Source organism: Streptomyces sp. OZ13, assembly GCF_052068155.1.
In the GTDB taxonomy this organism is placed as follows: Bacteria; Actinomycetota; Actinomycetes; order Streptomycetales; family Streptomycetaceae; genus Streptomyces.
On sequence record NZ_JBQHCZ010000021.1, the window covers coordinates 1 to 24687 of the forward strand.

Below are 24687 nucleotides of genomic sequence, written 5' to 3' on the forward strand. Positions count from 1 at the left end.
ACCACACATGGCAGACGACTACATCGGCGTCAGCTTCAGCACCCTGCGCGAAGCCGCCGGCGAACTCGAGGACATCCAGGTCGTCACCACCGGCCACGCCAACTACGCAGAGGCCCACCGCGCCGTCCTGCGCGGCTGGGGAGCCGCCTGATGGGCACGCCTGTCCCCGAGCCTGCGCCGTCGACCACACCTCCGGCCGGTGAGGCCACTCCTGGCCCTCCGCAGGTCCCCGACCCGGAACCATCGCTCCACGCCCGGGAAGACCCACCGCCGCCCGTAGCAAGAGAGTGGGACGGACGTCCGAGTGCCAGGCGCCGTAGGTGGGAGCGTGATCAGCTCAGGCCGACCGCACCCGACGCAAATGGCGCGTTCGAGATCAGGACCGGACACGTCTATTACACGTCGGCACTCGTTCGGGACGAACAATTCAATTTTCACAAAGCCGCTCTGAACCTGGTCGATGGCGTCGGTGGATGGAGCCAGACGCAGGTGGCAGGACGTGGCCACGGCGCAGACGCATTTGCCGATGCGTACGCAGACATGGCGGAACGCTTCCTGAACCTCTGGTCGAAGTGCATCGACAGCATTGGCGGTGTCGCGGTCGGCCTCACGGAGACGGCAAACAACTATGTGCGGGCTGACTGGGCCTCACGCCAATCCAATCGTCGGCATCAGATCGAAGCACCTCCCCTCCGGACTCCGCCCATAGGGGTCGGCCATGTTACGTACGGACCCGCATCTTCGATCAAGTGGACCGGCACCGGAGATGCCAGTGGCCCATTGCTGGCGTGGGTTGGCAACGGACCTGACTGGCTGGCTGAGCAGATCGACGAGGCCGTGGAGCACGTACTGCGACTGGGTAAGACGGTTGAGGTCACGCCCGGGCCTTGGACCGACGAACTCCGTGCAATAGGAAACGCCTGGGAATCGGCAGGTAAAGAGGCGAGAAAGTCCGCCGGTGGTTTCCGCGACGCCATCTCGTACCTTACCCACAACAGTCATAGCGAATGGCAAGGGGCGATGAATGCCTTCTGTCAGTCGATTTGGGGCACGACGGCATGGGGACAACGCCGCGACGAGACCGGCGAGACGGTACCCAAAGGTTCATCAGACGGCAGAGACTGGCGAACCAATCCTCGGATTCCCTCGGAGAACCGGCGACCCATCATTGAGGTCCTGGAGAAAACCGGAAAATCCGTCCGGGATGCCTTCCATGAAGCTGCCGATGCCGCGGACAAGTCGACTGCGACAACTTCGCGACTTGCGAAAGAGGCTGCGGACGCCACCCTGAAGGACCTTACGATCGGACTCGACCTCGGAGAATTGACCCGCCTCGGCGCAACACTGGCCTTCGGTGAAATAACTGCTACCTTTGCCTCGCACATGGACAAGGCTGGTGCCGATGCGGCAGTGGACGCGCAACATTTAGCATTCCATAATGCGGCCACATCTATACGGGCACTTTTGCCGGAGCTGGATGAGGCACTCCTGAGCGCACCGACTTTCGAGGCGGAGGCGGCCCGAGCTCGAGCATTCGGCGCCCGCGCCATGGACGAATTCAGACCGCGTCACCGCTGGACCAAGGAGGGGCACACCAGCCTGGGGATCTACCAGATCGACCTGGCTTCCTCTGAATGGATGGAGAACTCCCATACCGTCAACAAGCATGTCGGCCTGACCGACGAACAGCTTGCCCAGCGCCTTAGGGATGACCTTAAGAAAGGTCCTCGCCCTGGTACAGAATGGGAATACGGCCAGCCAATACCTGCCAGAGCTTCGACCTTTACCGACATGGATGCCGCTCAGCGCCACACGCAATACAATATAGACAGAAATGCAGATATAATCAAGAAGTGGATCGAGTCGGAACCCGCACCGGGCGCTCGACTGGATATCGCCGTGGACCACCCCGCCGACCCGGAAGAAAGTAGCGGGCGTGCCATCGACAAGGAGGCGATGAAGGCAGAACCGTTTCCGTCCGGCCAAGCCAGGGATGTTAAAGGAATTGAAAGCCGCCTTGTGTACAATGAAGACCTTGATCCTCCTTTCACCGTCCTGACATCCATGCCGATGGACCCCGGCAAGGGGAAAGATAGACAGTGAGTACCTAGGCTTCTGGAAGGAGGGCGCTCGTGAATGAAGTTGGACGCGGCGCCTGGACGGCTGCACTGCAACTTTTCACTGACTCCTACACCGTGGTCGCAGTCAGCGCTCGAATTCACGCGGACTGGCGGTACGATGCAGTCGCCACGCTTCGGCGTGAGCGGAATGACCCCCGCGGTTGGGAGGCAATGTGGTGGGACGAGTACGACCACACTCCTGACCGCCCTTTCTTTCCTTTCCGTCCGACAGATGCTGCGTCCTTTGACAGTGGCCTGGCGGAGATCACCGAGAAATCAGCGGCCACGCTCCTTGTTTCTATGTCCGCCGACTCGTTTCGGGTATCGCGAATTGACGACTTCTCGCACAAGAGAAGTGCTTTGCTGGAACAGGCGCGAACGCTTCTTTCTAGATTCGGAAGCCAGGGTACTTTCTATACCAATTCTGGCTACGCGCGCGACGCCGCAGACCACGATTTCTTCGAATCAGCCGCATGGGTCAATCCTTACAGTGAGCATCCATTTGATTTGGGACTCGTCGCTCTGACGGACGACGAAGTGGGCATTTTCTGGTCCTTCGACGCGAGCTGACAGGCGAACTCAAACATGCGCACCAGAACCGCCACCTATCCCGACCGGGAGACCGCCCAGTGGGCGACCCAGCAGGTCGTGACCGTCAACGAGCAGGCCGTCCACCGCTGGCTGGCCCAGTCGACCCGGCAGAGGCTGACCGTCGAGGCCGCCTGGCCGTCCCGCCCGGAGCCCGTAGGGCGCGTCCTGCTCCAGGCGATGATGCTCGTCGGCCGGCAGCCGGTCGACGTCCGCGCGGCCCGCGTGATCCTCAAGCGCGACGAGGCCGGTCCGCACGGCTTCACCGTCCACGCCACCTTCCCGATCTACCTCTGAAGGCCCCACCCTTGTCCCTGAAGCCACGCGAACACGACCGCAAGTACGGCGAGCTGGACCACGTCGTCCGCGCCTACCTCGGCCACAGGGCCGACACCGGCCAGGCCCCGCCGCCGGCCACCCCGCAGACCCGCTGGGAGTGGCACGCCCGCTTCCCCGAACTCGCCCAGTTCCTCGGCGGCTGGTTCTCCCAGGACATGCCGGACGAGTTCGAGGACCACGACGCCGCGGTCCAGGACTATCTGGACACCACTGACAGCGGCCTGGTCGCCCAACTGACCGGCGAGGTCCACGACCTGCTCACGCTGCCCCTGGACGAGACCGACTACGCCCTGGCCGTCACCGAACTCGGCATGGAGGTCGACCCACCCGCGCCGTACACCCTCGGCGCCTGGCTCGTGGTCCTGGCCGGGCAGCTGCGCAGCACCTGACCCCAGGACAGACGAGGGCGCCCGGTCCCTGAACCACGGACCGGGCGCCCTCGTTCGTGCGTGCAGGTCAGGAGTTCGTCGGCGTGCCCGCGAGGATCGTCGGTTCCAGTTCCTCGTAGTGGCGGCGCTGGGTCGCCGCGTCGTTGTCGTAGAGGACGGTCGCCAGCCAGCCGGCGAGGAAGCCGAGTGGGATGGAGACCAGGCCGGCCGTGGTGTACGGGAACCAGTTGAAGTCCTGGTCGGGGAAGACGGACTGCGGTGATCCGGACACCAGGTTGCTCCCACTCGTCAGGACGAGCGCGGAGACGGTTCCCACGATGAGCGTGGCGAGCAGCCCCGTACGGGTGTAGCGGCGCCAGAAGAGGGTGTAGACGAGGGCGGGTGCGACGGCGGACGCGCCGATGCAGAAGGACAGGGTCAGCAGGGCCTGAAGGTTCAGGTGCCTGGCGCCGGCGGCGATCGCGATGGCGACCAGGCCGACGCCCGCCGCGGCGGACCTGGCGATGGCCATCTCGGTGCGGTCGGTGAGCCTGGCTTCGCGCAGGCCGTGCGCGATCAGGTCGTGGGCCAGGGTGTTGGCGCAGGCCAGGGTGATTCCGGCGACCGACGCGAGCAGCGTGAGGAAGATCGCGGTGGCCACGGCGGTGAACACCAGCGTCTCGACGGTGTTCGGGTCGGGGCCCAGGACGGCCTGGCTGACCATCAGGAACGCGGTCTTGCCCTGCGGGTCCCCGGCGGCGAGTTCCTTGTGCCCGACGAGCGCGGCCGCGCCGAAGCCGATCACGGCGATCAGGAGGCAGGTGACGACGACGATCGACACGGCCCAGGACATGGAGCGCCGCACGGCCCTCGCGTTGCGGGCGGTGAACATGCGCATCGTGATGTGGGGCAGTACCGCCGCGCCGAGCACGACGGTCAGCTGGGTGCTGATCATGTCGATCTCGTCGCCGGCGAACTGGAGTCCGGGGGTGAGGTACGCGTCCTTCAGCCCGCTGCCTTCCTTGGCGGCGTCGAGCAGCACGGGCGGGCTGAAGTCGAAGCGGTCGAGGATCAGTACGGCGATGACGGTGGCCGCGCCGAGCAGGACGACGGTCTTGACGATCTGGATGAAGGCGGTGCCCTTCATGCCGCCGATCGCCGCGTACGTGATCATCAGCAGGCCGAGGAACACGATCGCCCCGGTCTTGAAGCCGTCGGCGTGGAAGCCGAGGACGACGGCGAGCAGGTCGCCCGCGCCGGCAAGCTGGAAGATGACCAGGGGCAGCAGCGCGGTGAGGGTGACCGCCGCCACGGTGATCCGCACGACGGGGCCGGGTGCGCGGCGGCCGAAGACGTCGCCCATGGTGAACCGGCCCGCGTTGCGCAGGGGTTCGGCGAGCAGGAACATCATCAGGACCAGCGACAGCACGGTGCTCAGGGTGAGGGTCATGCCGTCGTACCCGAGGAGCGCGATGATGCCGATGGTGCCGAGCACGGTTCCGGCGGAGATGTAGTCGCCCGCGATGGCGAGTCCGCTCTGCATAGGGGACAGGGAGCGGTAGCCGGTGTAGAACTCGCCGAGGTCGTCCCGGTCGGGTCCGGTCATGACGCACAGCAGGAGCGTCACGGTGATGACCGCGATGAACGCCATGAGGGACATGGTCTGGGCATCGGAGCTGAACCCGTTCATGCGCGCGCACCTCCCATCGGATGGCGTCCGTCGTGCGGGGCCGTCCGCTCGGAGCGTTCCCTGACGGAGGCGACCAGTGGGTCGACGCGCCTGCGTGCGATCCGTTCGTAGACGGCGATCGCGGCGAGCGCCACGGGCAGTTGGACGAGTCCCAGCACCAGTCCGGTGGTGAGGCCGCCGCTGACCTCGCCGGTCATCATCGAGGGGGCGTACGCGGACAGGAGCAGGAAGAGGACGAAGTAGCCGAGGGCGGTGAACGTCGAGACGCGCCGCAGCCTGCGGTAGGCCGAGCCGAGGCTTTGCAGTTCGCGGCCGTGCCCGTCGTCGGCCGGGTGGTGCTGTGCGCCCTGCGGCCGGTCCCAGGGCTGCGGTTCGAAGCCCCATGCCGGGTCCGCCGCCTCCTGGCGGTGCCGGCCGGGGGTACGCGGCTGCGGCGGCGGATCAGGGAAGAGCTGGTGGTGGTACGACATCGTCTTGCTCCTTGCCGCCCCGAGGGGGGCGGGTGGCGCTGGTGGTCCGCGTACGTTACTCACGGGTATGGCGATGGCGTAAGACCTTCCCGACCAACGGGTATGTCAGTTCGGTGACGATCCTGTGCAGGAGCGAACGGACCGGCGGTAACCCGCGGTGAAACGTCGCCCTTGACCCTGATGGCCGGAAATCGCCTGCGCCGTCACGGGGGAGGGCACTACGCCGCGACCGCCGCCTCGACACCCACGCAAAGGCCGACGCCGTGTGCCGCGGACGCGAGACCGCCGTGCGGGCGGCGCGCGGTCAGTCCGCGTCCGGCCGGACCGGGAACCGCTTCGGCGCCATGAGGACCAGGACCAGCAGCGCGGCCCCCGCCGCTGCCGCCGCCCCCAGGTAGACGTGGTCGACCGCGGCGTCCACCGCCCGCCGCAGGCCGTCGGCGGCGTCGGTCGTCAGCGTGCCCGGGTGCTCCAGGGCGTGGGACACGGAGTCGAGGCTGCCGCCGCCGAGGCGGGCCAGCAGGACCGCGTTGGCGACCGCGCCGAACAGGGCCGCGCCCATGGACTGGCCGACCTGGCGGCAGAAAAGCACGGACGCGGTCGTGGTGCCGCGCTCCGACCAGCCGACGGTGGACTGCACCCCGACGATCAGGGGGAGTTGGAACAGGCCGAGCGCCGCGCCGAGCAGCAGCATCGCGAGAGCCGGCTGCCACGGCTCGCCGGGGAACGGCAGCAGCGGGAAGGACAACAGGACGAGCATGGCCCCGGCGATGCCGAGGATCGCCGTCAGCCGGAACCCGATGCGGTTGTAGACCCGGTCGGACAAGGCGGCGCTGACCGGCCAGCTCAGCGTCATCACCGACAGGACGAATCCCGCGGCGATCGGGCCGAGGCCGAGCACGGACTGGGCGTAGGTGGGCAGGAAGACGGTCGGTGCGACCATCAGCAGGCCCAGCGCGCCGAGCGCCAGGTTCACCGCGGCGATGGTGCGGCGACGCCAGACCCAGCCCGGGATGATCGGTTCCGCAGCGCGGCGTTCGACGACGACGGTGACCGCGACCAGGACGGCGCCCCCGCCGAACAGCGCCAACGAGGGCGCGGAGAGCCAGGGCCACGCGGTGCCGCCCTGGACGAGCGCGGTGAGGAGCAGGGCGCCCGTCGCGAAGACGCACAGCGCCCCGGCCCAGTCGACGCGGGGGCGGGATGCGGGGGCGGGGCGGGCCGGTTCCACGAAGTAGCGGGCGACGAGGAAGAGCGCGACCGCGCCGACCGGCAGATTGACGAGGAAGATCCAGCGCCAGTCCGCGTAACCGGCGAGCAGCCCGCCGACCGCGGGGCCGGCCACGGCCGCCGTCGCCCAGACCGTCGACAGCCGGGCCTGGATCCTGGGGCGTTCCTTCAGCGGGTAGAGGTCCGCGGCGATGGTCTGCACCGTGCCCTGGAGCGCCCCGCCGCCGAGGCCCTGGACGACGCGGAAGGCGATGAGCGCGGCCATGTTCCAGGCGACGGCGCACAGCAGGGAGCCCAGCAGGAACAGGATGATGCCGGCGACGAGGACGGGCTTGCGGCCGAAGGTGTCGGAGAGCTTGCCGTACACGGGGAGGGTGACGGTGACGGCGAGGAGGTAGCCGGAGAAGAGCCAGGAGAAGACGGCGAAGCCGCCCAGGTCTCCGACGATCTGGGGCACGGCGGTCGAGACGACCGTCCCGTCGAGCGCGGCCAGCGCCATGCCCAGCATGAGTGCCGCGACGACGGGGGCCCGTCCGCGGGGTGCGGCCGGGACCGCCTCAGCTCCGGACAGGCGTTCCGTGCGGCCGGTGCTCCCCATCGCTGCCCCAAGTCCTTTCCGCATGCATCTATTTCCTGGGACACCTTCTCACTTGAGGCTGACGCAGGGGGAGGGTGCAGTCTCGTCGTACGCCGGGTCCACCCGTCGGTGGAGTCCCCCTAGGGGCTCCTCCTTACTTCTGCCGGGGGGACGTTCGTCCCGGCGGACGACGTGGAGGCCCGGTCCCGTTCCTTAACTTGTTCTTACGGCCGCAGCGGAGGCCCGCAGCCGACGCAGTTCCGCCGGGGGTGGGGAAAACCCCCGGACCAAGACTGCGCTGCGCACCAGCGCGCCGGACCACTTCCGTCGGAAGACTCGACACATACCCGCGGCGACGCCGTTCGCCGGAACCAGACCGCAGATTTCCCCAGAGCTAGGAGACCTACCGTGACTACGGCTGTAACCACCCCCGCACCCGGGGAGACCGGAGGGCGCACGGCCGTCGCCGCACGGGGGCGGCAGGTCGTCAAGGCGTACGGCGCCGGGGAGACCCGTGTCGTCGCGCTCGATCACGTTGATGTGGACATCGCCCGCGGGCAGTTCACGGCCATCATGGGCCCGTCGGGCTCCGGCAAGTCGACCCTCATGCACTGTCTGGCCGGTCTCGACACCGTCACCTCGGGGCAGATCTTCCTCGACGACACCGAGATCACCGGCCTGAAGGACAAGAAGCTCACCCAGCTGCGCCGGGACCGGATCGGCTTCATCTTCCAGGCGTTCAACCTGCTGCCGACGCTGAACGCCCTGGAGAACATCACCCTCCCCATGGACATCGCCGGCCGCAAGCCCGACGCAGCCTGGCTGAACCGGGTCGTGGAGACGGTCGGACTGGGCGAGCGCCTCAAGCACCGGCCCACCGAGCTCTCCGGGGGCCAGCAGCAGCGCGTCGCCGTCGCCCGCGCCCTCGCCGCCCGGCCCGAGATCATCTTCGGTGACGAGCCCACCGGGAACCTGGACTCGCGGGCGGGAGCCGAAGTGCTCGGCTTCCTCCGTACGTCGGTCGACGAGCTGGGCCAGACCATCGTGATGGTCACGCACGACCCGGTCGCCGCCTCCTACGCGGACCGCGTGCTGTACCTCGCCGACGGACGCATCGTCGACGAGATGCTCCGGCCGACCGCGGAGGCCGTCCTCGACCGCATGAAGGACTTCGACGCGCGCGGGCGGACGTCATGACCGTCTTCAGGACCTCTCTGCGCAACTTCTTCGCGCACAAGGGGCGTATGGCCCTCTCGGCCGTCGCGGTGCTGCTGTCGGTGGCCTTCGTGTCGGGCACGCTCGTGTTCACCGACACCATGAACACCACGTTCGACAAGCTCTTCGCCGTCTCCTCCGCGGACGTGACCGTCAGCCCCAAGGGCGCCGAGGACACGGAGGCCCCGGCGACCGGCAGGCCGGAGTCGCTGCCCGCGTCCCTCGTCGACGAGGTCGGCAAGGTCGAGGGCGTGAAGTCCGCCGAGGGCGCCGTGTCCAGCATGAGCGTCACCGTCGTCGACTCCGAGAACAAGAACATGGGCTCCACGACCGGCGCCCCGACGATCGCGGCCAACTGGACCAAGAACGACCTCAAGTCGATGGAGATCGCCTCGGGCCACGCCCCCCGCGGCCCCACCGAGGTCATGGTCGACGCCGACACGGCCGACAAGCACAAGCTGAAGCTGGGCGACGAGCTGCGGACCATCGCCGTCACCGGAGACTTCACCGCGAAGATCACCGGCATCGCGTCCTTCAAGGTCACCAACCCCGGTGCCGCCGTCGTCTTCTACGACACCGCCACCGCTCAGCGTGAACTGCTGGGCAAAGAGGGGTTGTTCACCAACGTCATGGTCGTCGCCGACGAGGGCGTCAGCGACGAGGCGCTGAAGAGGAACCTGGCTTCCGCGCTGGAGCAGCCGTACAAGCTGCAGACCGCCGAGGAAGCGGCGGACGCCGGTCGCGAGGAGGTCGGCTCGTTCCTCGACGTGATGAAGTACGCGATGCTCGGCTTCGCCGGGATCGCCTTCCTCGTCGGCATCTTCCTGATCGTCAACACCTTCTCGATGCTGGTCGCCCAGCGCACCCGGGAGATCGGCCTGATGCGCGCCATCGGGTCGAGCCGCAAGCAGGTCAACCGCTCCGTGCTCATCGAGGCGCTGCTGCTGGGCCTGGTCGGCTCGATCGCCGGTGTGGCCGCCGGTGTGGGGCTGGCCGTCGGGCTGATGAAGATGATGTCCGCGGTCGGCATGAACCTCTCCACCGACGATCTGACCGTCAAGTGGACGACCCCGGTGGTCGGCATGGTGCTCGGCATCGTCGTCACCGTCCTCGCCGCCTACATCCCGGCGCGCCGTGCCGGCAAGGTCTCGCCCATGGCGGCGCTGCGCGACTCGGGCATGCCGGCCGACGGCAGGGCCGGATGGATCCGCGGTGGCATCGGCCTCGTGCTCACCGGCGCCGGCGCCGCGGCTCTGCTGGTCGCCACGCAGGCGGAGAAGGCGAGCGAGGGGTCGATGTTCCTCGGCCTCGGTGTGGTGCTGTCCCTGATCGGCTTCGTCGTGGTCGGCCCGCTCCTGGCGGGCGGTGTGGTGCGGGTGATCAGCGCCCTGGTGCTGCGGATGTTCGGCCCGGTGGGCCGGATGGCCGAGCGCAACGCGCTGCGCAACCCGCGCCGTACGGGAGCGACCGGCGCCGCCCTGATGATCGGCCTCGCCCTGGTGGCCTGCCTGTCGGTGGTCGGCTCCTCGATGGTGGCCTCGGCGACGGAGGAACTCGACAAGTCGGTGGGCGCCGACTTCATCGTGCAGTCCGCCACCATGGGCCCGATCGTGCCGCAGGCGCAGGAGGCCCTGAAGAAGACGCCGGGCCTCGAGCACGTCACCGAGTACAAGGGCGTCGACGCGAAGATCACCGCCCCCGACGGTACGGCGGAGGACCTGCAACTGGTCGCCGCGGACCCGACGTACGCCGAGGACCTGCGCCGCGAGACGGTGGCGGGCGAGCTCTCCGCCGCGTACGGCAAGGACGCGATGTCCGTCGGCAGCGACTACGCGGAGAAGCGCGGCGTGAAGGTCGGCGACACGATCAAGGTCGACTTCAAGAACGGCAGCCCCGCCGATCTGAAGGTCGCCGCGATCACCTCCGACGACACCAACGTCGACAAGGGCGCGATGTACCTGAACATCACGACCGCCGCGCAGTACGTCCCGGCCGAGAAGATGCCCGAGAACATGATCATGTTCGCCAAGGCGGTCGACGGCCAGGAGAAGGAGGCGTACACCGCGCTGAAGAAGTCGCTCGCCGAGTACCCGCAGTACAAGGTGCAGAACCAGACCGACTTCAAGCAGGACCTGAAGGACCAGATCGGACAGCTGCTCAACATCGTCTACGGCCTGCTGGCGCTCGCGATCATCGTCGCGATCCTCGGCGTGGTGAACACCCTGGCCCTGTCGGTGGTCGAGCGGACCAGGGAGATCGGCCTGATGCGGGCCATCGGCCTCTCGCGCCGCCAGCTGCGCCGCATGATCCGCCTCGAGTCGGTGGTCATCGCCCTCTTCGGAGCGCTGCTCGGACTCGGCCTGGGCATGGGCTGGGGCACCTCCGCCCAGCAGCTGCTGGCGCTGGAGGGACTGGGCGTCCTGGAGATCCCGTGGCCGACGATCATCACGGTCTTCGTGGGCTCGGCGTTCGTGGGCCTGTTCGCGGCCCTGGTGCCGGCCTTCCGGGCGGGCCGGATGAACGTCCTGAACGCGATCGCGACGGAGTAGCGGCCACCGGTGGGACGGGTACGGGGGTCCGGTCCCACCCGCACACCGAACGGCCCCGGGTGTCCGCCAAGGACGCCCGGGGCCTTCCCGCTGCCTTCGCGCTGCCGGGAGCGCGGGACGCCGGAGGGAAGCCGTTCGCTCGCGCGAGTGACATCGGCAGGACGTAGTCTGGAGACCCCCGGCCCGTACGACGTGTCGGGCGCATCGCGTTGTCCACCCCCTTGCTCCCTGGACGGAACCCCTTCATGAGCCTGCACGGTCTGCTGGACGCCGTCGTACGTGACCCGGCGCTCGCCGAAGCGGTCAAGGCGGCCGGCGACGGCCGCCGTACGCACGTGGACCTGGTGGGGCCGCCCGCGGCGCGGCCCTTCGCCGTGGCCGCCCTGGCCCGCGACGCCGGCCGCACCGTGCTGGCCGTCACCGCCACCGGCCGGGAGGCCGAGGACCTGGCCGCCGCGCTGCGGTCGCTGCTGCCGGGCGAGGGCGTCGTCGAGTACCCGGCGTGGGAGACGCTTCCGCACGAGCGGCTGTCGCCCCGCTCCGACACCGTCGGCCGCCGCCTGGCCGTGCTGCGCCGCCTCGCCCACCCGTCCTCCGACGACCCGGCGGCAGGGCCCGTCCAGGTCGTGGTCGCGCCCGTACGGTCCGTGCTCCAGCCGCAGGTCAAAGGGCTGGGCGACCTTGAGCCCGTGGCGCTGCGCACCGGGCAGCAGGCCGATCTGAACGAGGTCGTCGAAGGGCTTGCCGCGGCCGCCTACTCGCGGGTGGAACTGGTCGAGAAGCGCGGCGAGTTCGCCGTGCGCGGCGGGATCCTGGACGTCTTCCCGCCGACCGAGGAGCACCCCCTTCGGGTGGAGTTCTGGGGCGACGACGTCGAGGAGATCCGCTACTTCAAGGTCGCCGACCAGCGCTCCCTGGAGGTCGCGGAGCACGGACTGTGGGCCCCGCCCTGCCGCGAGCTGCTGCTGACCGCCGAGGTGCGGCAGCGGGCGGCCGCCCTCGCGGAGGCCCACCCCGAGCTGGGCGAACTGCTCGGCAAGATCGCCGAGGGCATCGCCGTGGAGGGCATGGAGTCCCTCGCGCCGGTCCTCGTCGACGACATGGAGCTGCTGCTGGACGTGCTGCCGCAGGGCTCGATGGCCGTGGTGTGCGACCCGGAGCGGGTGCGGACACGGGCGGCGGACCTGGTGGCGACGTCGCAGGAGTTCCTCCAGGCGTCGTGGGCCGCCACGGCGGGCGGAGGCGAGGCCCCGATCGACGTCGGTGCGGCCTCGCTGTGGGGCATCGCGGACGTGCGGGACCGGGCGCGCGAGCTGGGGATGATGTGGTGGTCCGTGTCCCCGTTCGCGGCGGACGCCTCCGACCAGGAGGACGACACCGTCAAGCTCGGCATGCACGCCCCGGACACGTACCGCGGTGACACCGCCCGCGCGCTCGCCGACACCAAGGGCTGGCTCGCCGACGGCTGGCGCACCGTGTTCGTGACGGAGGCGCACGGCCCGGCCTCCCGCACGGTGGAGGTGCTGGGGAGCGAGGGCATCGCGGCACGGCTGGACGCCGACCTGGCCGAGATCACGCCGTCGGTCGTCCACGTCGCCTGCGGTTCCATCGACTACGGCTTCGTCGACCCGGGGCTCAAGCTCGCGGTCCTCACCGAGACCGACCTGACCGGCCAGAAGGCGGCCGGCAAGGACGGTCAGCGGATGCCGACCAGACGCCGCAAGACGATCGACCCGCTGACCCTCGAGGCCGGCGACTACATCGTCCACGAGCAGCACGGCGTGGGCCGCTACCTGGAGATGGTGCAGCGCACGGTCCAGGGCGCGACCCGCGAGTACCTGCTCGTCGAGTACGCCCCCGCCAAGCGCGGCCAGCCCGGTGACCGCCTCTACATCCCCACCGACCAGTTGGAGCAGGTCACCAAGTACGTCGGCGGTGAGGCCCCGACGCTGCACCGGCTCGGCGGCGCTGACTGGACGAAGACCAAGGCGCGCGCGAAGAAGGCGGTCAAGGAGATCGCTGCGGACCTGATCAAGCTGTACTCGGCGCGGATGGCCGCCCCCGGCCATGCCTTCGGCCCGGACACCCCGTGGCAGCGGGAGCTGGAGGACGCCTTCCCCTACGTGGAGACCCCCGACCAGCTCTCCACGATCGCCGAGGTCAAGGAGGACATGGAGAAGACGGTCCCGATGGACCGGCTGATCTGCGGCGACGTCGGCTACGGCAAGACGGAGATCGCGGTCCGTGCCGCCTTCAAGGCGGTCCAGGACGGCAAGCAGGTCGCCGTCCTCGTCCCCACGACACTCCTCGTCCAGCAGCACTTCGGGACCTTCTCCGAGCGGTACTCCCAGTTCCCCGTGGTCACCCGGGCGTTGTCGCGTTTCCAGTCGGACGCCGACGCGAAGGCGACCCTCGAAGGGCTCCGGGACGGCTCGGTCGACATCGTGATCGGCACACACCGCCTCTTCTCCTCCGAGACCAAGTTCAAGGACCTCGGTCTCGTCATCGTCGACGAGGAACAGCGCTTCGGTGTCGAGCACAAGGAGCAGCTGAAGAAGCTGCGGGCCGACGTGGACGTCCTGACCATGTCCGCCACACCCATCCCCCGCACGCTGGAGATGGCGGTGACCGGCATCCGCGAGATGTCGACGATCACCACCCCGCCGGAGGAGCGGCACCCGGTGCTCACCTTCGTCGGCCCGTACGAGGAGAAGCAGATCGGCGCCGCCGTACGGCGTGAACTGCTGCGCGAGGGCCAGGTCTTCTACATCCACAACCGTGTCGAGTCGATCGACAGGGCCGCGGCCCGGCTGCGCGAGATCGTCCCCGAGGCGCGCATCGCCACCGCGCACGGCCAGATGTCGGAGTCGGCGCTGGAGCAGGTCGTCGTGGACTTCTGGGAGAAGAAGTTCGACGTGCTGGTCTCCACGACGATCGTCGAGTCCGGTATCGACATCGCCAACGCCAACACCCTCATCGTGGAGCGCGGCGACAACTTCGGCCTCTCGCAGCTGCATCAGTTGCGCGGCCGGGTCGGGCGGAGCCGGGAGCGGGGGTACGCCTACTTCCTCTACCCGCCGGAGAAGCCGCTCACGGAGACCGCGCACGAGCGTCTCGCCACGATCGCCCAGCACACCGAGATGGGCGCGGGCATGTACGTCGCGATGAAGGACCTCGAGATCCGCGGTGCCGGCAACCTGCTCGGCGGCGAGCAGTCCGGCCACATCGCCGGCGTCGGCTTCGACCTGTACGTCCGCATGGTCGGCGAGGCGGTGGCCGACTACCGCGCCTCGCTGGAGGGCGGCGTGGAGGAGGAGCCCCCGCTCGAGGTCAAGATCGAGCTCCCCGTCGACGCGCACGTCCCGCACGACTACGCTCCCGGCGAGCGGCTGCGGCTCCAGGCGTACCGGGCGATCGCCTCCGCTAACTCGGAGGAGGACATCAAGGCGGTCCGCGAGGAGCTCACCGACCGCTACGGCAAGCTGCCGGAGCCCGTGGAGAACCTGCTGCTGGTCGCGGGTCTGCGGATGCTCGCCCGTGCGTGCGGCGTCGGCGAGATCGTGCTCCAGGGCTCCAACATCCGCTTCGCGCCGGTGGAGTTGCGCGAGTCCCAGGAACTGCGCCTCAAGCGGCTCCATCCGCGCACGGTCATCAAGCCGGCCGTCCACCAGATCCTGGTGCCGCGCCCGACGTCCGGCAAGATCGGCGGCAAGCCGGTGGTGGGCCGCGAACTGCTGGCGTGGACGGGCGAGTTCCTGACGACCATCCTCGGCTCGTAGCGGACGCGGACGCGGACGCGGACACCGGCCCGGACACGGCACCGGTCCGCCCGGACACGGCGCCGGCTGTGCCCGGGTGGGGCACGGCCGGCGCCGGTGAAGCGGGTCAGAACGCGTCGAGGTCCAGCGCCTGTGCCATCGCACGGTATCCGGCGTCGCCCGGGTGCAGATGGTCGCCCGAGTCGTAGGCGGGGAGGATGCGGTCCGGGTCGGCGGGGTCGGCCAGCGCGCGGTCGAAGTCGACCACGGCGTCGTACGCGCCGGACGTCCGGATCCAGTGGTTGAACGCCTCGCGCTTGGCCTCGTTGACCGGGGTGTAGTACGAGGACCCCTTGGTCGGCGTCAGCGTCGCGCCGATCACCTTGATGCCCTTGGCGTGCGCCTCGCGGATCAGCGAGCGGTGCCCCTCGATCAACCGGTCGACCGACACCTCGGGAGTCGGCCCGCCGGGGAAGCCCTCCCAGTCGCTGCCGCCGAAGTCGTTGATGCCCTCGAGGACGACGATCGTGCCGACGTTCGGCTCGCTCAGCGCGTCGAGCTTGAAACGGGTGACCCCCTTCTCACCGGCCCAGACCGTGTCGTTGGTGACCTGGTTGCCGCCGATGCCGTGGTTGAGGACGCCGCGGGGCTCGCCGGCGGCCGCGAAACGCTCGGCCAGCTCGTCCGGGTAGCGGTTGTCGGCGTCGAGGCCGGAGCCGACGCCGTCGGTGATGGAGTCGCCGAAGGCGACGACGGCGTCCCTGCGGGCGGCGGTCCCGCCGCTCACCTCGACGCCGGAGAGGAAGTACCAGGAGTCGCTGGTCTCCTTGAACGCCGATCCGCTCCGGTCGTACCGGTGGTCCCCGTCCGCCCGGTAGCTGGTGGCGGAGGCGAACGAGTGGAAGGTGGCAGGTCCGGTCGGCTCCGCCAGGTAGAGCGTGACCGTCACCGACTCCAGGGGCGCGACCTTGAGCGGCACGCCGTCGCTGTGGACCGTGCCGCCGGCCGGGACCGTCACGGATCCGCCCTTGCCGAAGGTCAGCCTGCGGACCGAGCCGGGTTCGACGGACGCGCCTTCGCCGGTGCGGGCGGCCGTCGCGCCGGTGATCCGCAGCGGGGTCTTCCCGTACCGGTTCGACAGCTCGATGCGGGCCCTGGTGCCGCCGGTGCTCACCCGGACGACCTGCCGGACCGTGTGGTCCGAGAAGCCCTGCTCCGACCAGTTGGGAGCGAACGGAGCGGTCGGCGGCTGCGGAGAGGCCGCCCAACCGCCGTGCCAGGTACGGCTGCCGCTCTCCGCTGCCGCGGCGGCGCCGGTGGCGGCCCCTCCTTGCGTGCCGACGACCGGAAGAACGACGAGGGCCGTCGCGGCCAGCAGCGCGACGCCGGTGCGCCGTCAGGAGTTCGTCGGTGTCGTACGTCCTGTCATGTGTCCCGCCCCTTTTCCCGTTCCGATGCGCGAGGTGATGAAAGCGCGCCCACGCAGGCGTCAAGCGGTGATCGACTCACGCTATTCCCAAGGCAGTTGCGCGGCGCGGAACGGGCCGCGGCCACGGAGGCGGCGCTCGGCACCGGTCCGCCACCGGAACGGGGACACCCTGACTGTCGGCACGGCCCGGGCGCGGCAGTACCGTACGGACGGTGAACAGACACGGGGTGGTCGGGCGAGGGACGGCGGTGCTGCTCGCGGCGCTGCTGCTCACCGGTTGCGACGGTATCGGCATCGACGGGGGCGGCGCAGAGGGCGGCGGGGGCCCTTCACAGGCCGCACCGGCCGCCGGCGGCACGAGTCCGCTCGCCAACCCGCGCGGCACGGAGCCGGGTCTCGCCGCCCTCGTCACCGAGGAGGAGCGGACAGCCGCCCGCGAGCTGATCGGCGAGGTGACCACGAAGGGCCGCGGCCCGAAGACCGGTTACGACCGCGACGAGTACGGCTACGCCTGGATGGACACGGCCGACGGAGTCCCCCTGGCCAGGAACGGCTGCGACACGAGGAACGACCTCCTCGCCCGCGACGGGAAGGAACTGGCCTTCCGCGACGGCTCCGACTGCGTCGTCGTGGCGATGACCATCCACGATCCGTACACCGGCAGGACCATCGAGTGGCGCAAGCAGGACGCCGCCGAGGTGCAGATAGACCATGTCGTTCCGCTGTCGTACAGCTGGCAGATGGGCGCGGCCCGCTGGGACGAGGCCAAGCGGCGCCGACTGGCCAACGACCCGCTGAACCTGCTGCCCGTGGAGGGCCGCGCCAACAGCGCCAAGAGCGACTCGGGCCCGGCGTCGTGGCTGCCGCCCAGCAAGCCCGTCCGCTGCTCCTACGCGGTGCGCTTCGCGCAGGTCGCGGTCAAGTACGAGCTGCCGGTGACCGCTGCGGACAAGCGGATCATGCTCGCCCAGTGCGGAGGGTGACCCCGACGGCTCGGGGGAATCGGCCGGGCGGAACGGCGGAGGCCGTTTAACCACTGGGGTCCGGGCGCGGGCGTGGTTAGCCTGGCGCCATGGATCTTGAGATCACGACTCTGGCCGAGCGGCCGGAACTGCAGGGCCCCATGTGGCAGATGATCGACACCTGGGCGGAGTTTCTTGTCAACGACCCCGTCGGCTGGGCCTACATCGGGCGCATCGTGGGCGAACTCCCCGAGTACGTGCTGGTCGCGACGGACGGCGAAGGGAAGGTCGTCGGGCGGGCGTTCAGCGTGCCGGTGGCCATGGACGTGGACGGGCGCCGGGAACTGCCCGCGGGCGGCTGGGACCAGGTGATGCTCTGGGCCTTCTCGGACCTGCGGCACGGCCGGAAGCCGGACACGATGAGCGCCATCGAGATCACGGTCGCCAAGGAGAGCCAGGGCCAAGGCATATCGGGCCGGCTCCTCGCGGCGATGCGGGACAACGCACGCCGCCGGGGTTTCGCCGAGCTGATCGCGCCGGTGCGGCCGAGCGCCAAGAGCGCCGAGCCGTCGGCGCTGATGAGCGAGTACGCGTACCGCACCCGCGAGGCGGACGGGCTGCCGCACGACCCGTGGCTGCGCGTCCACGTCCGGGCCGGCGGTGTCATCGAGAAGGTGGCCCCGACGTCGATGACGGTCACCGGATCGCTGGAGCAGTGGCGCAAGTGGACGGGGCTCCCGTTCGACACCACGGGCCGGGTCGAGGTCCCGGGCGCGCTGGTGCCCGTGCACTGCGAGACGGAACGGGGTTACGCGGTGTACGTCGAGCCGAACGTCTGGGTACGCCACCAGGTGTGAGAGCGGTGGCTGCGGGGACCGCCGGCCGGGCGGTCCCCGGGTGCCCCTGGACGGGACGGCAGAAGCCGGGGCCGGCCCGCCTTTCCGGCGGGCCGCTCCCGGCTCCTTGTGCGTGCCGCGTCTGCCGCGGGTGTCAGAGGGTCAGCTCCCACTGCGAGGCGTCGTAGTCGAAGCCCGGGGAGACCTCGACCGTAAGGTTCTTCGCGTCGGCGGGGGCGTCGAAGGCGAACGTGACCGTGGCCTTCTTGCCAGGCAGGATCGTGCCCTCGAAGCCGGTGCCCGCCTTGTCGTCGAAGATCTGCTCGGCGGTCACACCGTCCTTGCCGGCGCGGGCGTCGGCGGTGACGAGGCTCGTGTCGAACTTCTCCTTGCCGGCGTTCTCGATGGTGATCGTCACCTGGTAGGCCTTGTTGCCCTTGGTGTGGCCGATCGCGAACTCGCCGGGCGTGTACGGCTTGGGCGCGGAGACGGTGACCTGCACGTCGTCGTCGTAGACGGAGGTCTCGTCCGCGGCGAGGGACTTGCCCTCCTCCTTCGGCGCGTCACCCTCCGCCGCACCGTCGGTGCCACCGGCGGTGGTGTCCTTGGGCGCGGTGTTCTCGACGGCCTTGTTGATCTCGTCGACCGCGTCGTCCACCGCCATCACCGTGACGATTCCGATGATCACGCTGACGACGATCCCGAGCAGGCCCAGCACGGTGCCGGCGAGCGCGACGCCCTTGTTCGTGGCCTCGCCGCGCTTGGCGCGGCCCCGGCCGACGATGCCGAGGATCAGTGCGATCAGGCAGAGGATCGTGCCGATCCAGAACAGGAACGGGATGATCGCGAAGACAAGGCCGATGATTCCGAGCACCAGGGCGGCCGTACCGAGGCCGTTGCGCGCCGGGGTCGGCGCTGCGAACTGGCCCGGTTGCGGCTGGGTGTACTGCGACATGGGTCCCCCCCATTGTTTGTGGCGGGCCCGATCTTCCGTGGCCCGTTCTGCATGGGTCAATAACAGCAGAGCCTGTGAACCGAGTCAACAAGGAAAGGGTCTGTTTTTAAATCTCGTCGTGTGAAGCGCCCTGTGACAGTGAACCCGAGTACAGTGCCGACACAGCAAGCGGAACTGTGACGGGGGAGACAGCCGGGTGCCGGACAACGCAGCAGAGGTGACCGCAGCAGACGGGACGGCAGCAGAGGTGACGTCAGCCGAGGTGACCGCGGCAGAGGTGACCGCGGCCGAGATCGCCAGGCTCGCGGGCGTCGGTCGAGCCGCCGTGAGCAACTGGCGCCGCCGGCACGCCGATTTTCCCAAGCCCGTCGGAGGGACGGAGACCAGCCCCTCCTTCGCCCTCGCCGACGTCGAGCGCTGGCTGCGCGACCAGGGGAAACTGGCCGAGGTGCCCCTCCGTGAACGGGTCTGGCAGCAGCTGTCCGCCCACCCCGCCGGCGCCGTCACCGCCCTGGTCCACGCCGGTTGCGCACTTCTCCTCGTCCATCACCGGCCGTCCGGCTGGCCCGCTCTCGCCGCCGTGTCCGACGCCCGCCTGGCGGAGGTGCTGCCCGGCGCGCTCGAAGAGGTGCTGACCTTCCGCTTCGGCGCCCCGCGGGCCGTAGGGACGCCGCTCCCCGAAGAGCTCGCGCCCTCCGTGCCGCTGCTGCGGGGCGCCGCCGCGCTCGCCGCGGAGACCGGTGCCCGTCAGGCCTTCGAGTTCCTGCTCGGGCGGCACCTCGACGCCAACCCCCGCCAGTACACGCTCACGCCGGCCGAACCGGCCGCGCTGATGGCAGCGTTGATCGGGCCCGCTGCGACCGTCCTCGACCCCGCCTCCGGCACCGGCACCCTCCTGCGCGCCGTCGACCGCCCCGGGGCGCTCCACGCCCAGGAGGCCGACCCCGACCTGGCCGCGCTCACCGCCCTGCGTCTCGCCCTGCACACGGACGCCGACGTACGGGCAGCGGCAGGCGACGCGCTGCGGGCGGACGCGTTCCCGGAGCTCGCCGCGGACGCCGTCCTGTGCCATCCGCCCTTCAACGAGCGCAACTGGGGCCACGACGAACTGGCCTACGACCCGAGGTGGGAGTACGGCCTGCCCGCCCGCACCGAGTCCGAACTGGCCTGGGTGCAGCACGCGCTCGCCCGGCTGCGCCCCGGCGGCACCGCCGTACTGCTGATGCCCCCGGCCGCCGCCTCCCGCCGGTCCGGGCGCCGCGTCCGCGCCGGACTGCTGCGCCGCGGCGCACTGCGGGCCGTCGTCGCCCTCCCGGCGGGGGCCGCGCCCCCCTACGGCATCCCGCTCCACCTGTGGGTGCTGCGCAGGCCCGGCCCCGCCGAACGCCCGTCACCGGAACTGCTGCTGGTCGACACCGCCACCGCGGAGCCGGCAGCGGCGGGCCGCGACCGGCTCGACTGGCAGGCCATCCGCGCCGCGGTGCTCGATGCCTGGCAGCCGTTCGAGCGGCAGGGATCCGTGACCGAGACCCCCGGCGTGAGCCGGTGCGTCCCGGTCATCGAACTGCTCGACGACGACGTGGACCTGGCCCCCGCCCGCCATCTGCCGCCCCCGGCCGCCGATGGCGGCGCCGCCGGACTGGACGCCGTACGCGAACGCCTGACACAGACTCTGCGCCGCACCGGTGAGCTCACGCCGCCACCGTCCCCGCCGGTGTCCCCGGCCGCCGCGCCCGTCCACCGGCCGGCCACCACCGTGGGCGAACTGGCGCGGGCCGGCGCGCTCGTCATGCACGCCGGAGGGACCGGCGGCGGCGCACCGGGCGAGGACGTGGCGGTCCTCACCGAGCAGGACGTCCTGTCGGGCAAGCCCCCCACGGGCACGCTTCCGGACGGACCGGACGAGGAGCCGGTGCGCCTCGAGGCGGGCGACGTCGTCGTTCCCGTGCTCGGCACCGGCACGATCGTCCGCGTCGTGGACGAGGCCACCGAGGGCGCGGCCCTCGGGCGCAACCTCCAACTGCTGCGCCCCGACCCGGAAACGCTCGACCCCTGGTTCCTCGCCGGCTTCCTGCGCGGCAGCGCCAACCAGCGCCAGGCCAGCAGTTACGCCTCCACCGCGACCCGCCTCGACGTCCGCCGCCTCCAACTGCCGCGCCTGCCGCTCGAGGAGCAGCGGCGCTACGGGGAGCGGTTCCGCACCCTCGCCGCGTTCGAGGACGCGCTCCGCCTCGCGGGCCGCCTCGGCGAGCGGCTCGTCCAGGGCATGTACGACGGATTGACGGACGGCAGCCTCCGGCCGGAGTGACGAAGAGGACGACCGTTCCGTGCAACCCGTGACCCCTTGTCGGTGTCGGTGTATACGCTCGGTCCCCTACGCCTCGTCCCCAGGCATCAGGAGCACAAGAATGCACGGCCACGGCTATGCGCCGCCGCAGCCCACGCGCCCACCGACAGCGGTGCTCGTGGTCCTGCGCATCGTCTTCGTCGCGCTCGCGCTGCTGAGCGTGGGGTTCCTCGCCTGGGCGGCGATGCTCCGGCTCGCCGTGGTGCGCCGGCGCCGGTCGGACTGGGTGCTGTTCTGGCTGTCGCTGGCCCTCACCGTCATGGTCTTCGTGGTCATCGGCGAGTTCAGCACCACGGGCACCACGCCCGTCGCGGACGAGGATCCGACGGCGCTCGACTTCGTCTGCCTGGGCGTGTTGTTCGGGCTCGCCATCGGGGTGCCGACGCACTATCTGGTCGCCGAGATACGGCACTACCAGGAGCCCCACCCCGGCTGGCCGCCCGCCGTCGCCGGCTCGCCCTACGGCCCGCCGGTCGCGGGTGCGCGTCCCGGACCCTACGGGGCGCAGCCGCCGGCCCCGGCGTACGGCTACCCGCCCGCCACGGGCGCGCCCGCCGTCCCTGCCCCGGCGTACGGCTACCCGCCCGCGCCGGCGGCGCCGGCCGCTCCCGTGCGGCCGCCCACGTCCCCGTCCACGCCGCCACCGGTGTTCCCGCCCGCCGCCCCGTCCGGGGCCGCCGGACGGCCGGCGGCCCCGGCAGGAACCGGAGGAGCGGCCACGCCACGCATCGACCAGGTCCGCGCCGAGCTCGACGAGCTCAGCGACCTGCTCCGCAAGGAGGAGGGCAAGTGAACGGACGGGTCGTCGGGGGCCGTTACGAACTGTCCGCGCTCGTCGGCCAAGGCGGCATGGGCCAGGTGTGGACCGCCTACGACGGACGTCTCGACCGCCGCGTCGCCGTCAAACTGCTGCGCCCCGACCACATGGCCGCGGCGACCGCGGCCGACGAGATGCGCCGGCGCTTCGTGCGCGAGTGCCGGGTGACGGCCCAGGTGTGCCACCCCGGCCTGGTCACCGTGCACGACGCCGGCAGCGACGGCGACGACCTGTACCTCGTGATGCAGTACGTCGAGGGCGCCGACCTGGCCGACCACCTCGCGGAGCACGACCCGTATCCGTGGGAGTGGGCCGTCGGCGTCGCCGCGCAGCTGTGCGCGGTGCTCGGCGCGGTGCACGCCGTGCCGATCGTCCACCGCGACCTCAAGCCCCGCAACGTGATGGTGAAGCCCGACGGCACGCTCACCGTCCTCGACCTCGGCGTGGCCTCCGTCATCGACACGGACACCACCCGGCTCACCCACACCGGCTCGCCGATCGGCAGCCCCGCCTACATGGCCCCCGAACAGGCGATGGGCGGCGCCGTCGGCCCGTACACGGACCTGTACGCGCTGGGCGTCCTGCTGCACGAACTCCTCAGCGGCAATGTCCCCTTCGCCGGCTCCACGGCCCTCGGCGTGCTGCACCGGCACCTCCACGAGCCGCCGCTGCCGGTCCGGCAGCTGCGGCCCGAGGTCCCCGAGCCGCTGGAGGCCCTCGTGCTGCGCCTTCTCGCCAAGGACCCGCAGCACCGTCCTTCCGGCGCGCAGGAGGTGTACGAGGCGCTGGCCCCCCTGCTGCCGCAACGCGGCGAGCCCCGTGGGCCGCTCGACCCGACGCGCCCCTTCCTGCGCCCGCACGCCCCCTGGCCGGACCGGGCGGGTGCCGTGCCGGCCCCCGCCGCGCCGCCGGTGGCGCCTGCGCCGAGGCCCGATGTCGCGGCCGCCGTCGACGAGGTCAAGCGTCTCCTCGGCGAGGGCGGCATCACCCAGGCCGTCGACATCCTGGGCGGCATCCTCCCGGCCGCGGCGGCCGAGCACGGCGAGCACTCACCCGTCGTCCGCATCCTGCGCAAGCAGTACGCGGCGACCCTGATGGACGACGGCCAGTACCGCCGGGCCCTGCCCGAGCTGCGCCGCCTCGCCGACGACAGGACGGCGGAGGCCGGCCCGTCGGACTCCCAGACGCTGCAGTACCGCTACGACGCGGCCCACTGCCTGGAGCAGCTCGGCGAGGCGGCCGCCGCGGTGGCCGAGTACCGCGCGGTCCTGCCGTACTACGAGAGTTCGGAGCCGGACCGCGCGCTCCAGGTGCGCCACCGCATCGGTCACCTGCTGCTCGCGGTGGGCGATCACACGGCGGCGCACCAGCAGTTCCAGTCGCTGCTGTACGACGCGGAGCGCGCGTACGGCCCCTACCATCCCCTGCCGGCCGAGGTGCGGCGGGCGCTGGAGCGCCAGCAGCAGTTCCGCATGGGCTGACGGGCGGGCCGGACAGGTTTCGGCGGCCGGCGCCGGCTCAGTCCGCCCGCAGGAACGCAGAGGTGGACACCCGCCCCAGCATCCGCAGCCGGGACGTGCCGGCGGCCAGATGCTTGTCCAGTGCCTCCTGGACACCGGGCCAGGCCTTGTCGCCGTAGTCGTCGAGGACCACGATCCCGCCCGGGGCGATGATCTCCTCGACCCATTCGAGGTCGGCGGCGACACCCTCCATGGAGTGGTCGCCGTCCACGACGATCACCCCGTACTCCCGGTCGGAGACGGCCTCACGGACCTCGGGGTCGGACGAGAAGCCCTGCTGGATACGGGCCTGGAGGGCCGAACGGCTGCCGCCCAGCGCCAGGTTCGCGCGTACGACGTCCTCGCGCACCGGGGTCCCGGTCGGGTCGGCGGGCTGCGAGGTCCCCGGCTGGAGCTGTGAGCCGGCCAGCGGGTCGACGATCGTCAGGTCCGGCTCGATGCCCGCCCGGTGCACCATGCGCACCAGGGCGGAGGCGAACAGCCCGTACAGGGTGCCGATCTCGAGGATGTTGCCGTTCGGCGGGGAGAGCAGCGGAACGGTCGCGAGCTTGCCGCAGATGTTGGACGTGGAGCCCGCCAGCCGCCCCACCCCGAGCGCCTCCAGCGCGACCACCGTGCGGAAGGCGACGACGACACTGCGCCGGGCGTGCTCGCCGCGGCCGCTGACGTCCCCCACCTCGTGCACCAGCCGGTCGATCTCCGCGGCGGGCGGGATGCGGTGCGCGCCTCTGCCCGTGCCGTCGAGCAGCAACCCCACCGCGTACTGCTGCCGCCGCATCTCGGCCACCTCCCGCCGCAAGGTGTCGAGGTCGGGCTGCACGCCACGTCTCACACGCTGGTCGAGCAGGGTGAGGGCGGGACGCAGGGCGCGCTTCGTCAGACGGTTGCGGAGAATGGGCATGCCCGGGAACGTACGC

At 70.6% G+C, this 24687-nt stretch carries 18 protein-coding genes; 12 read left to right on the forward strand and 6 right to left on the reverse strand.

Annotated features, from left to right (window positions below):
• Nucleotides 1–540 precede the first annotated feature (540 nt).
• From ACTMTU_RS32265 to ACTMTU_RS32280, 4 genes are read left to right on the forward strand one after another with little or no spacing between them, the layout of a single operon-like run.
• The gene (locus ACTMTU_RS32265) at nucleotides 541–2103 is read left to right on the forward strand and encodes an RNase A-like domain-containing protein (protein ID WP_441266976.1); all 1563 of its coding nucleotides are present in this window, start codon (nucleotides 541–543) and stop codon (nucleotides 2101–2103) included.
• A gap of 29 nt (nucleotides 2104–2132) precedes the next feature.
• Nucleotides 2133–2690, forward strand: a complete 558-nt coding sequence (locus ACTMTU_RS32270; protein WP_441266977.1) for a hypothetical protein — start codon at nucleotides 2133–2135, stop codon at nucleotides 2688–2690.
• Nucleotides 2691–2705: 15 nt separating this feature from the next.
• Nucleotides 2706–3005 carry an RNase A-like domain-containing protein gene (locus ACTMTU_RS32275; protein ID WP_441266978.1) on the forward strand — a complete coding sequence of 100 codons (300 nt, stop codon included), beginning with the start codon at nucleotides 2706–2708 and terminating at the stop codon, nucleotides 3003–3005.
• Between the two features lie 11 nt (nucleotides 3006–3016).
• Nucleotides 3017–3436, forward strand: a complete 420-nt coding sequence (locus tag ACTMTU_RS32280) for a contact-dependent growth inhibition system immunity protein (protein ID WP_441266979.1) — start codon at nucleotides 3017–3019, stop codon at nucleotides 3434–3436.
• A 67-nt stretch (nucleotides 3437–3503) separates the two neighbouring features.
• Here the strand turns inward: ACTMTU_RS32280 and ACTMTU_RS32285 are convergent, their stop codons facing one another.
• From ACTMTU_RS32285 to ACTMTU_RS32295, 3 genes are all read right to left on the reverse strand, one after another.
• The gene (locus ACTMTU_RS32285) at nucleotides 3504–5105 is read right to left on the reverse strand and encodes a sodium/solute symporter (protein WP_441266980.1); all 1602 of its coding nucleotides are present in this window, start codon (nucleotides 5103–5105) and stop codon (nucleotides 3504–3506) included.
• A complete protein-coding gene (locus ACTMTU_RS32290) occupies nucleotides 5102–5575 on the reverse strand; it encodes a DUF485 domain-containing protein (protein WP_441266981.1) in 474 nt (157 codons plus the stop codon). Before ACTMTU_RS32290 ends, ACTMTU_RS32285 begins: the two co-directional genes overlap by 4 nt.
• A 304-nt stretch (nucleotides 5576–5879) precedes the next feature.
• A complete protein-coding gene (locus ACTMTU_RS32295) occupies nucleotides 5880–7403 on the reverse strand; it encodes an MFS transporter (protein WP_441266982.1) in 1524 nt (507 codons plus the stop codon).
• A 387-nt stretch (nucleotides 7404–7790) separates the two neighbouring features.
• Between ACTMTU_RS32295 and ACTMTU_RS32300 the strand changes: the two genes are divergently transcribed.
• The 3 genes from ACTMTU_RS32300 to mfd all read left to right on the forward strand — a co-directional run bounded on the left by ACTMTU_RS32300 (nucleotide 7791) and on the right by mfd (nucleotide 14925).
• Nucleotides 7791–8579, forward strand: a complete 789-nt coding sequence (locus ACTMTU_RS32300) for an ABC transporter ATP-binding protein (RefSeq protein WP_441266983.1) — start codon at nucleotides 7791–7793, stop codon at nucleotides 8577–8579.
• Nucleotides 8576–11146: an ABC transporter permease gene (locus ACTMTU_RS32305; protein WP_441266984.1), complete on the forward strand. Its 2571-nt coding sequence runs from the start codon at nucleotides 8576–8578 to the stop codon at nucleotides 11144–11146. The genes ACTMTU_RS32300 and ACTMTU_RS32305 overlap by 4 nt, the downstream gene beginning before the upstream one ends.
• A 245-nt stretch (nucleotides 11147–11391) precedes the next feature.
• Nucleotides 11392–14925: a transcription-repair coupling factor gene (mfd, locus tag ACTMTU_RS32310; protein ID WP_441266985.1), complete on the forward strand. Its 3534-nt coding sequence runs from the start codon at nucleotides 11392–11394 to the stop codon at nucleotides 14923–14925.
• Nucleotides 14926–15031: 106 nt separating this feature from the next.
• Here mfd and ACTMTU_RS32315 read toward each other — a convergent pair whose 3' ends face one another.
• Entirely contained in the window at nucleotides 15032–16078 is a 1047-nt protein-coding gene (locus ACTMTU_RS32315; protein WP_441266986.1) for an SGNH/GDSL hydrolase family protein, read from the reverse strand.
• Nucleotides 16079–16545: 467 nt separating this feature from the next.
• Here ACTMTU_RS32315 and ACTMTU_RS32320 point away from each other — a divergent pair, with 467 nt between their 5' ends.
• Nucleotides 16546–17316, forward strand: a complete 771-nt coding sequence (locus tag ACTMTU_RS32320) for an HNH endonuclease family protein (RefSeq protein WP_441266987.1) — start codon at nucleotides 16546–16548, stop codon at nucleotides 17314–17316.
• A gap of 89 nt (nucleotides 17317–17405) precedes the next feature.
• Nucleotides 17406–18152, forward strand: coding sequence for an N-acetyltransferase (locus ACTMTU_RS32325; RefSeq protein ID WP_441266988.1), 747 nt, complete (start codon nucleotides 17406–17408; stop codon nucleotides 18150–18152).
• Between the two features lie 133 nt (nucleotides 18153–18285).
• On the opposite strand, the gene ACTMTU_RS32330 is transcribed toward ACTMTU_RS32325, so the two are convergent.
• On the reverse strand, nucleotides 18286–19086 hold the full coding sequence (locus ACTMTU_RS32330) for a DUF4190 domain-containing protein (RefSeq protein ID WP_441266989.1): 801 nt from the start codon (nucleotides 19084–19086) through the stop codon (nucleotides 18286–18288).
• 277 nt (nucleotides 19087–19363) lie between these two features.
• On the opposite strand from ACTMTU_RS32330, the gene ACTMTU_RS32335 reads away from it, so the two are divergent.
• From ACTMTU_RS32335 to ACTMTU_RS32345, 3 genes are all read left to right on the forward strand, one after another.
• Complete coding sequence (locus ACTMTU_RS32335; RefSeq protein ID WP_441267072.1) at nucleotides 19364–21394, forward strand: N-6 DNA methylase; 2031 nt, start codon at nucleotides 19364–19366, stop codon at nucleotides 21392–21394.
• Nucleotides 21395–21494: 100 nt separating this feature from the next.
• Entirely contained in the window at nucleotides 21495–22226 is a 732-nt protein-coding gene (locus tag ACTMTU_RS32340) for a hypothetical protein (RefSeq protein ID WP_441266990.1), read from the forward strand.
• Nucleotides 22223–23731, forward strand: a complete 1509-nt coding sequence (locus ACTMTU_RS32345; RefSeq protein ID WP_441266991.1) for a serine/threonine-protein kinase — start codon at nucleotides 22223–22225, stop codon at nucleotides 23729–23731. The genes ACTMTU_RS32340 and ACTMTU_RS32345 overlap by 4 nt, the downstream gene beginning before the upstream one ends.
• Before the next feature lie 37 nt (nucleotides 23732–23768).
• On the opposite strand, the gene ACTMTU_RS32350 is transcribed toward ACTMTU_RS32345, so the two are convergent.
• A complete protein-coding gene (locus ACTMTU_RS32350) occupies nucleotides 23769–24671 on the reverse strand; it encodes a class I SAM-dependent methyltransferase (protein WP_441266992.1) in 903 nt (300 codons plus the stop codon).
• Nucleotides 24672–24687 lie beyond the last annotated feature (16 nt).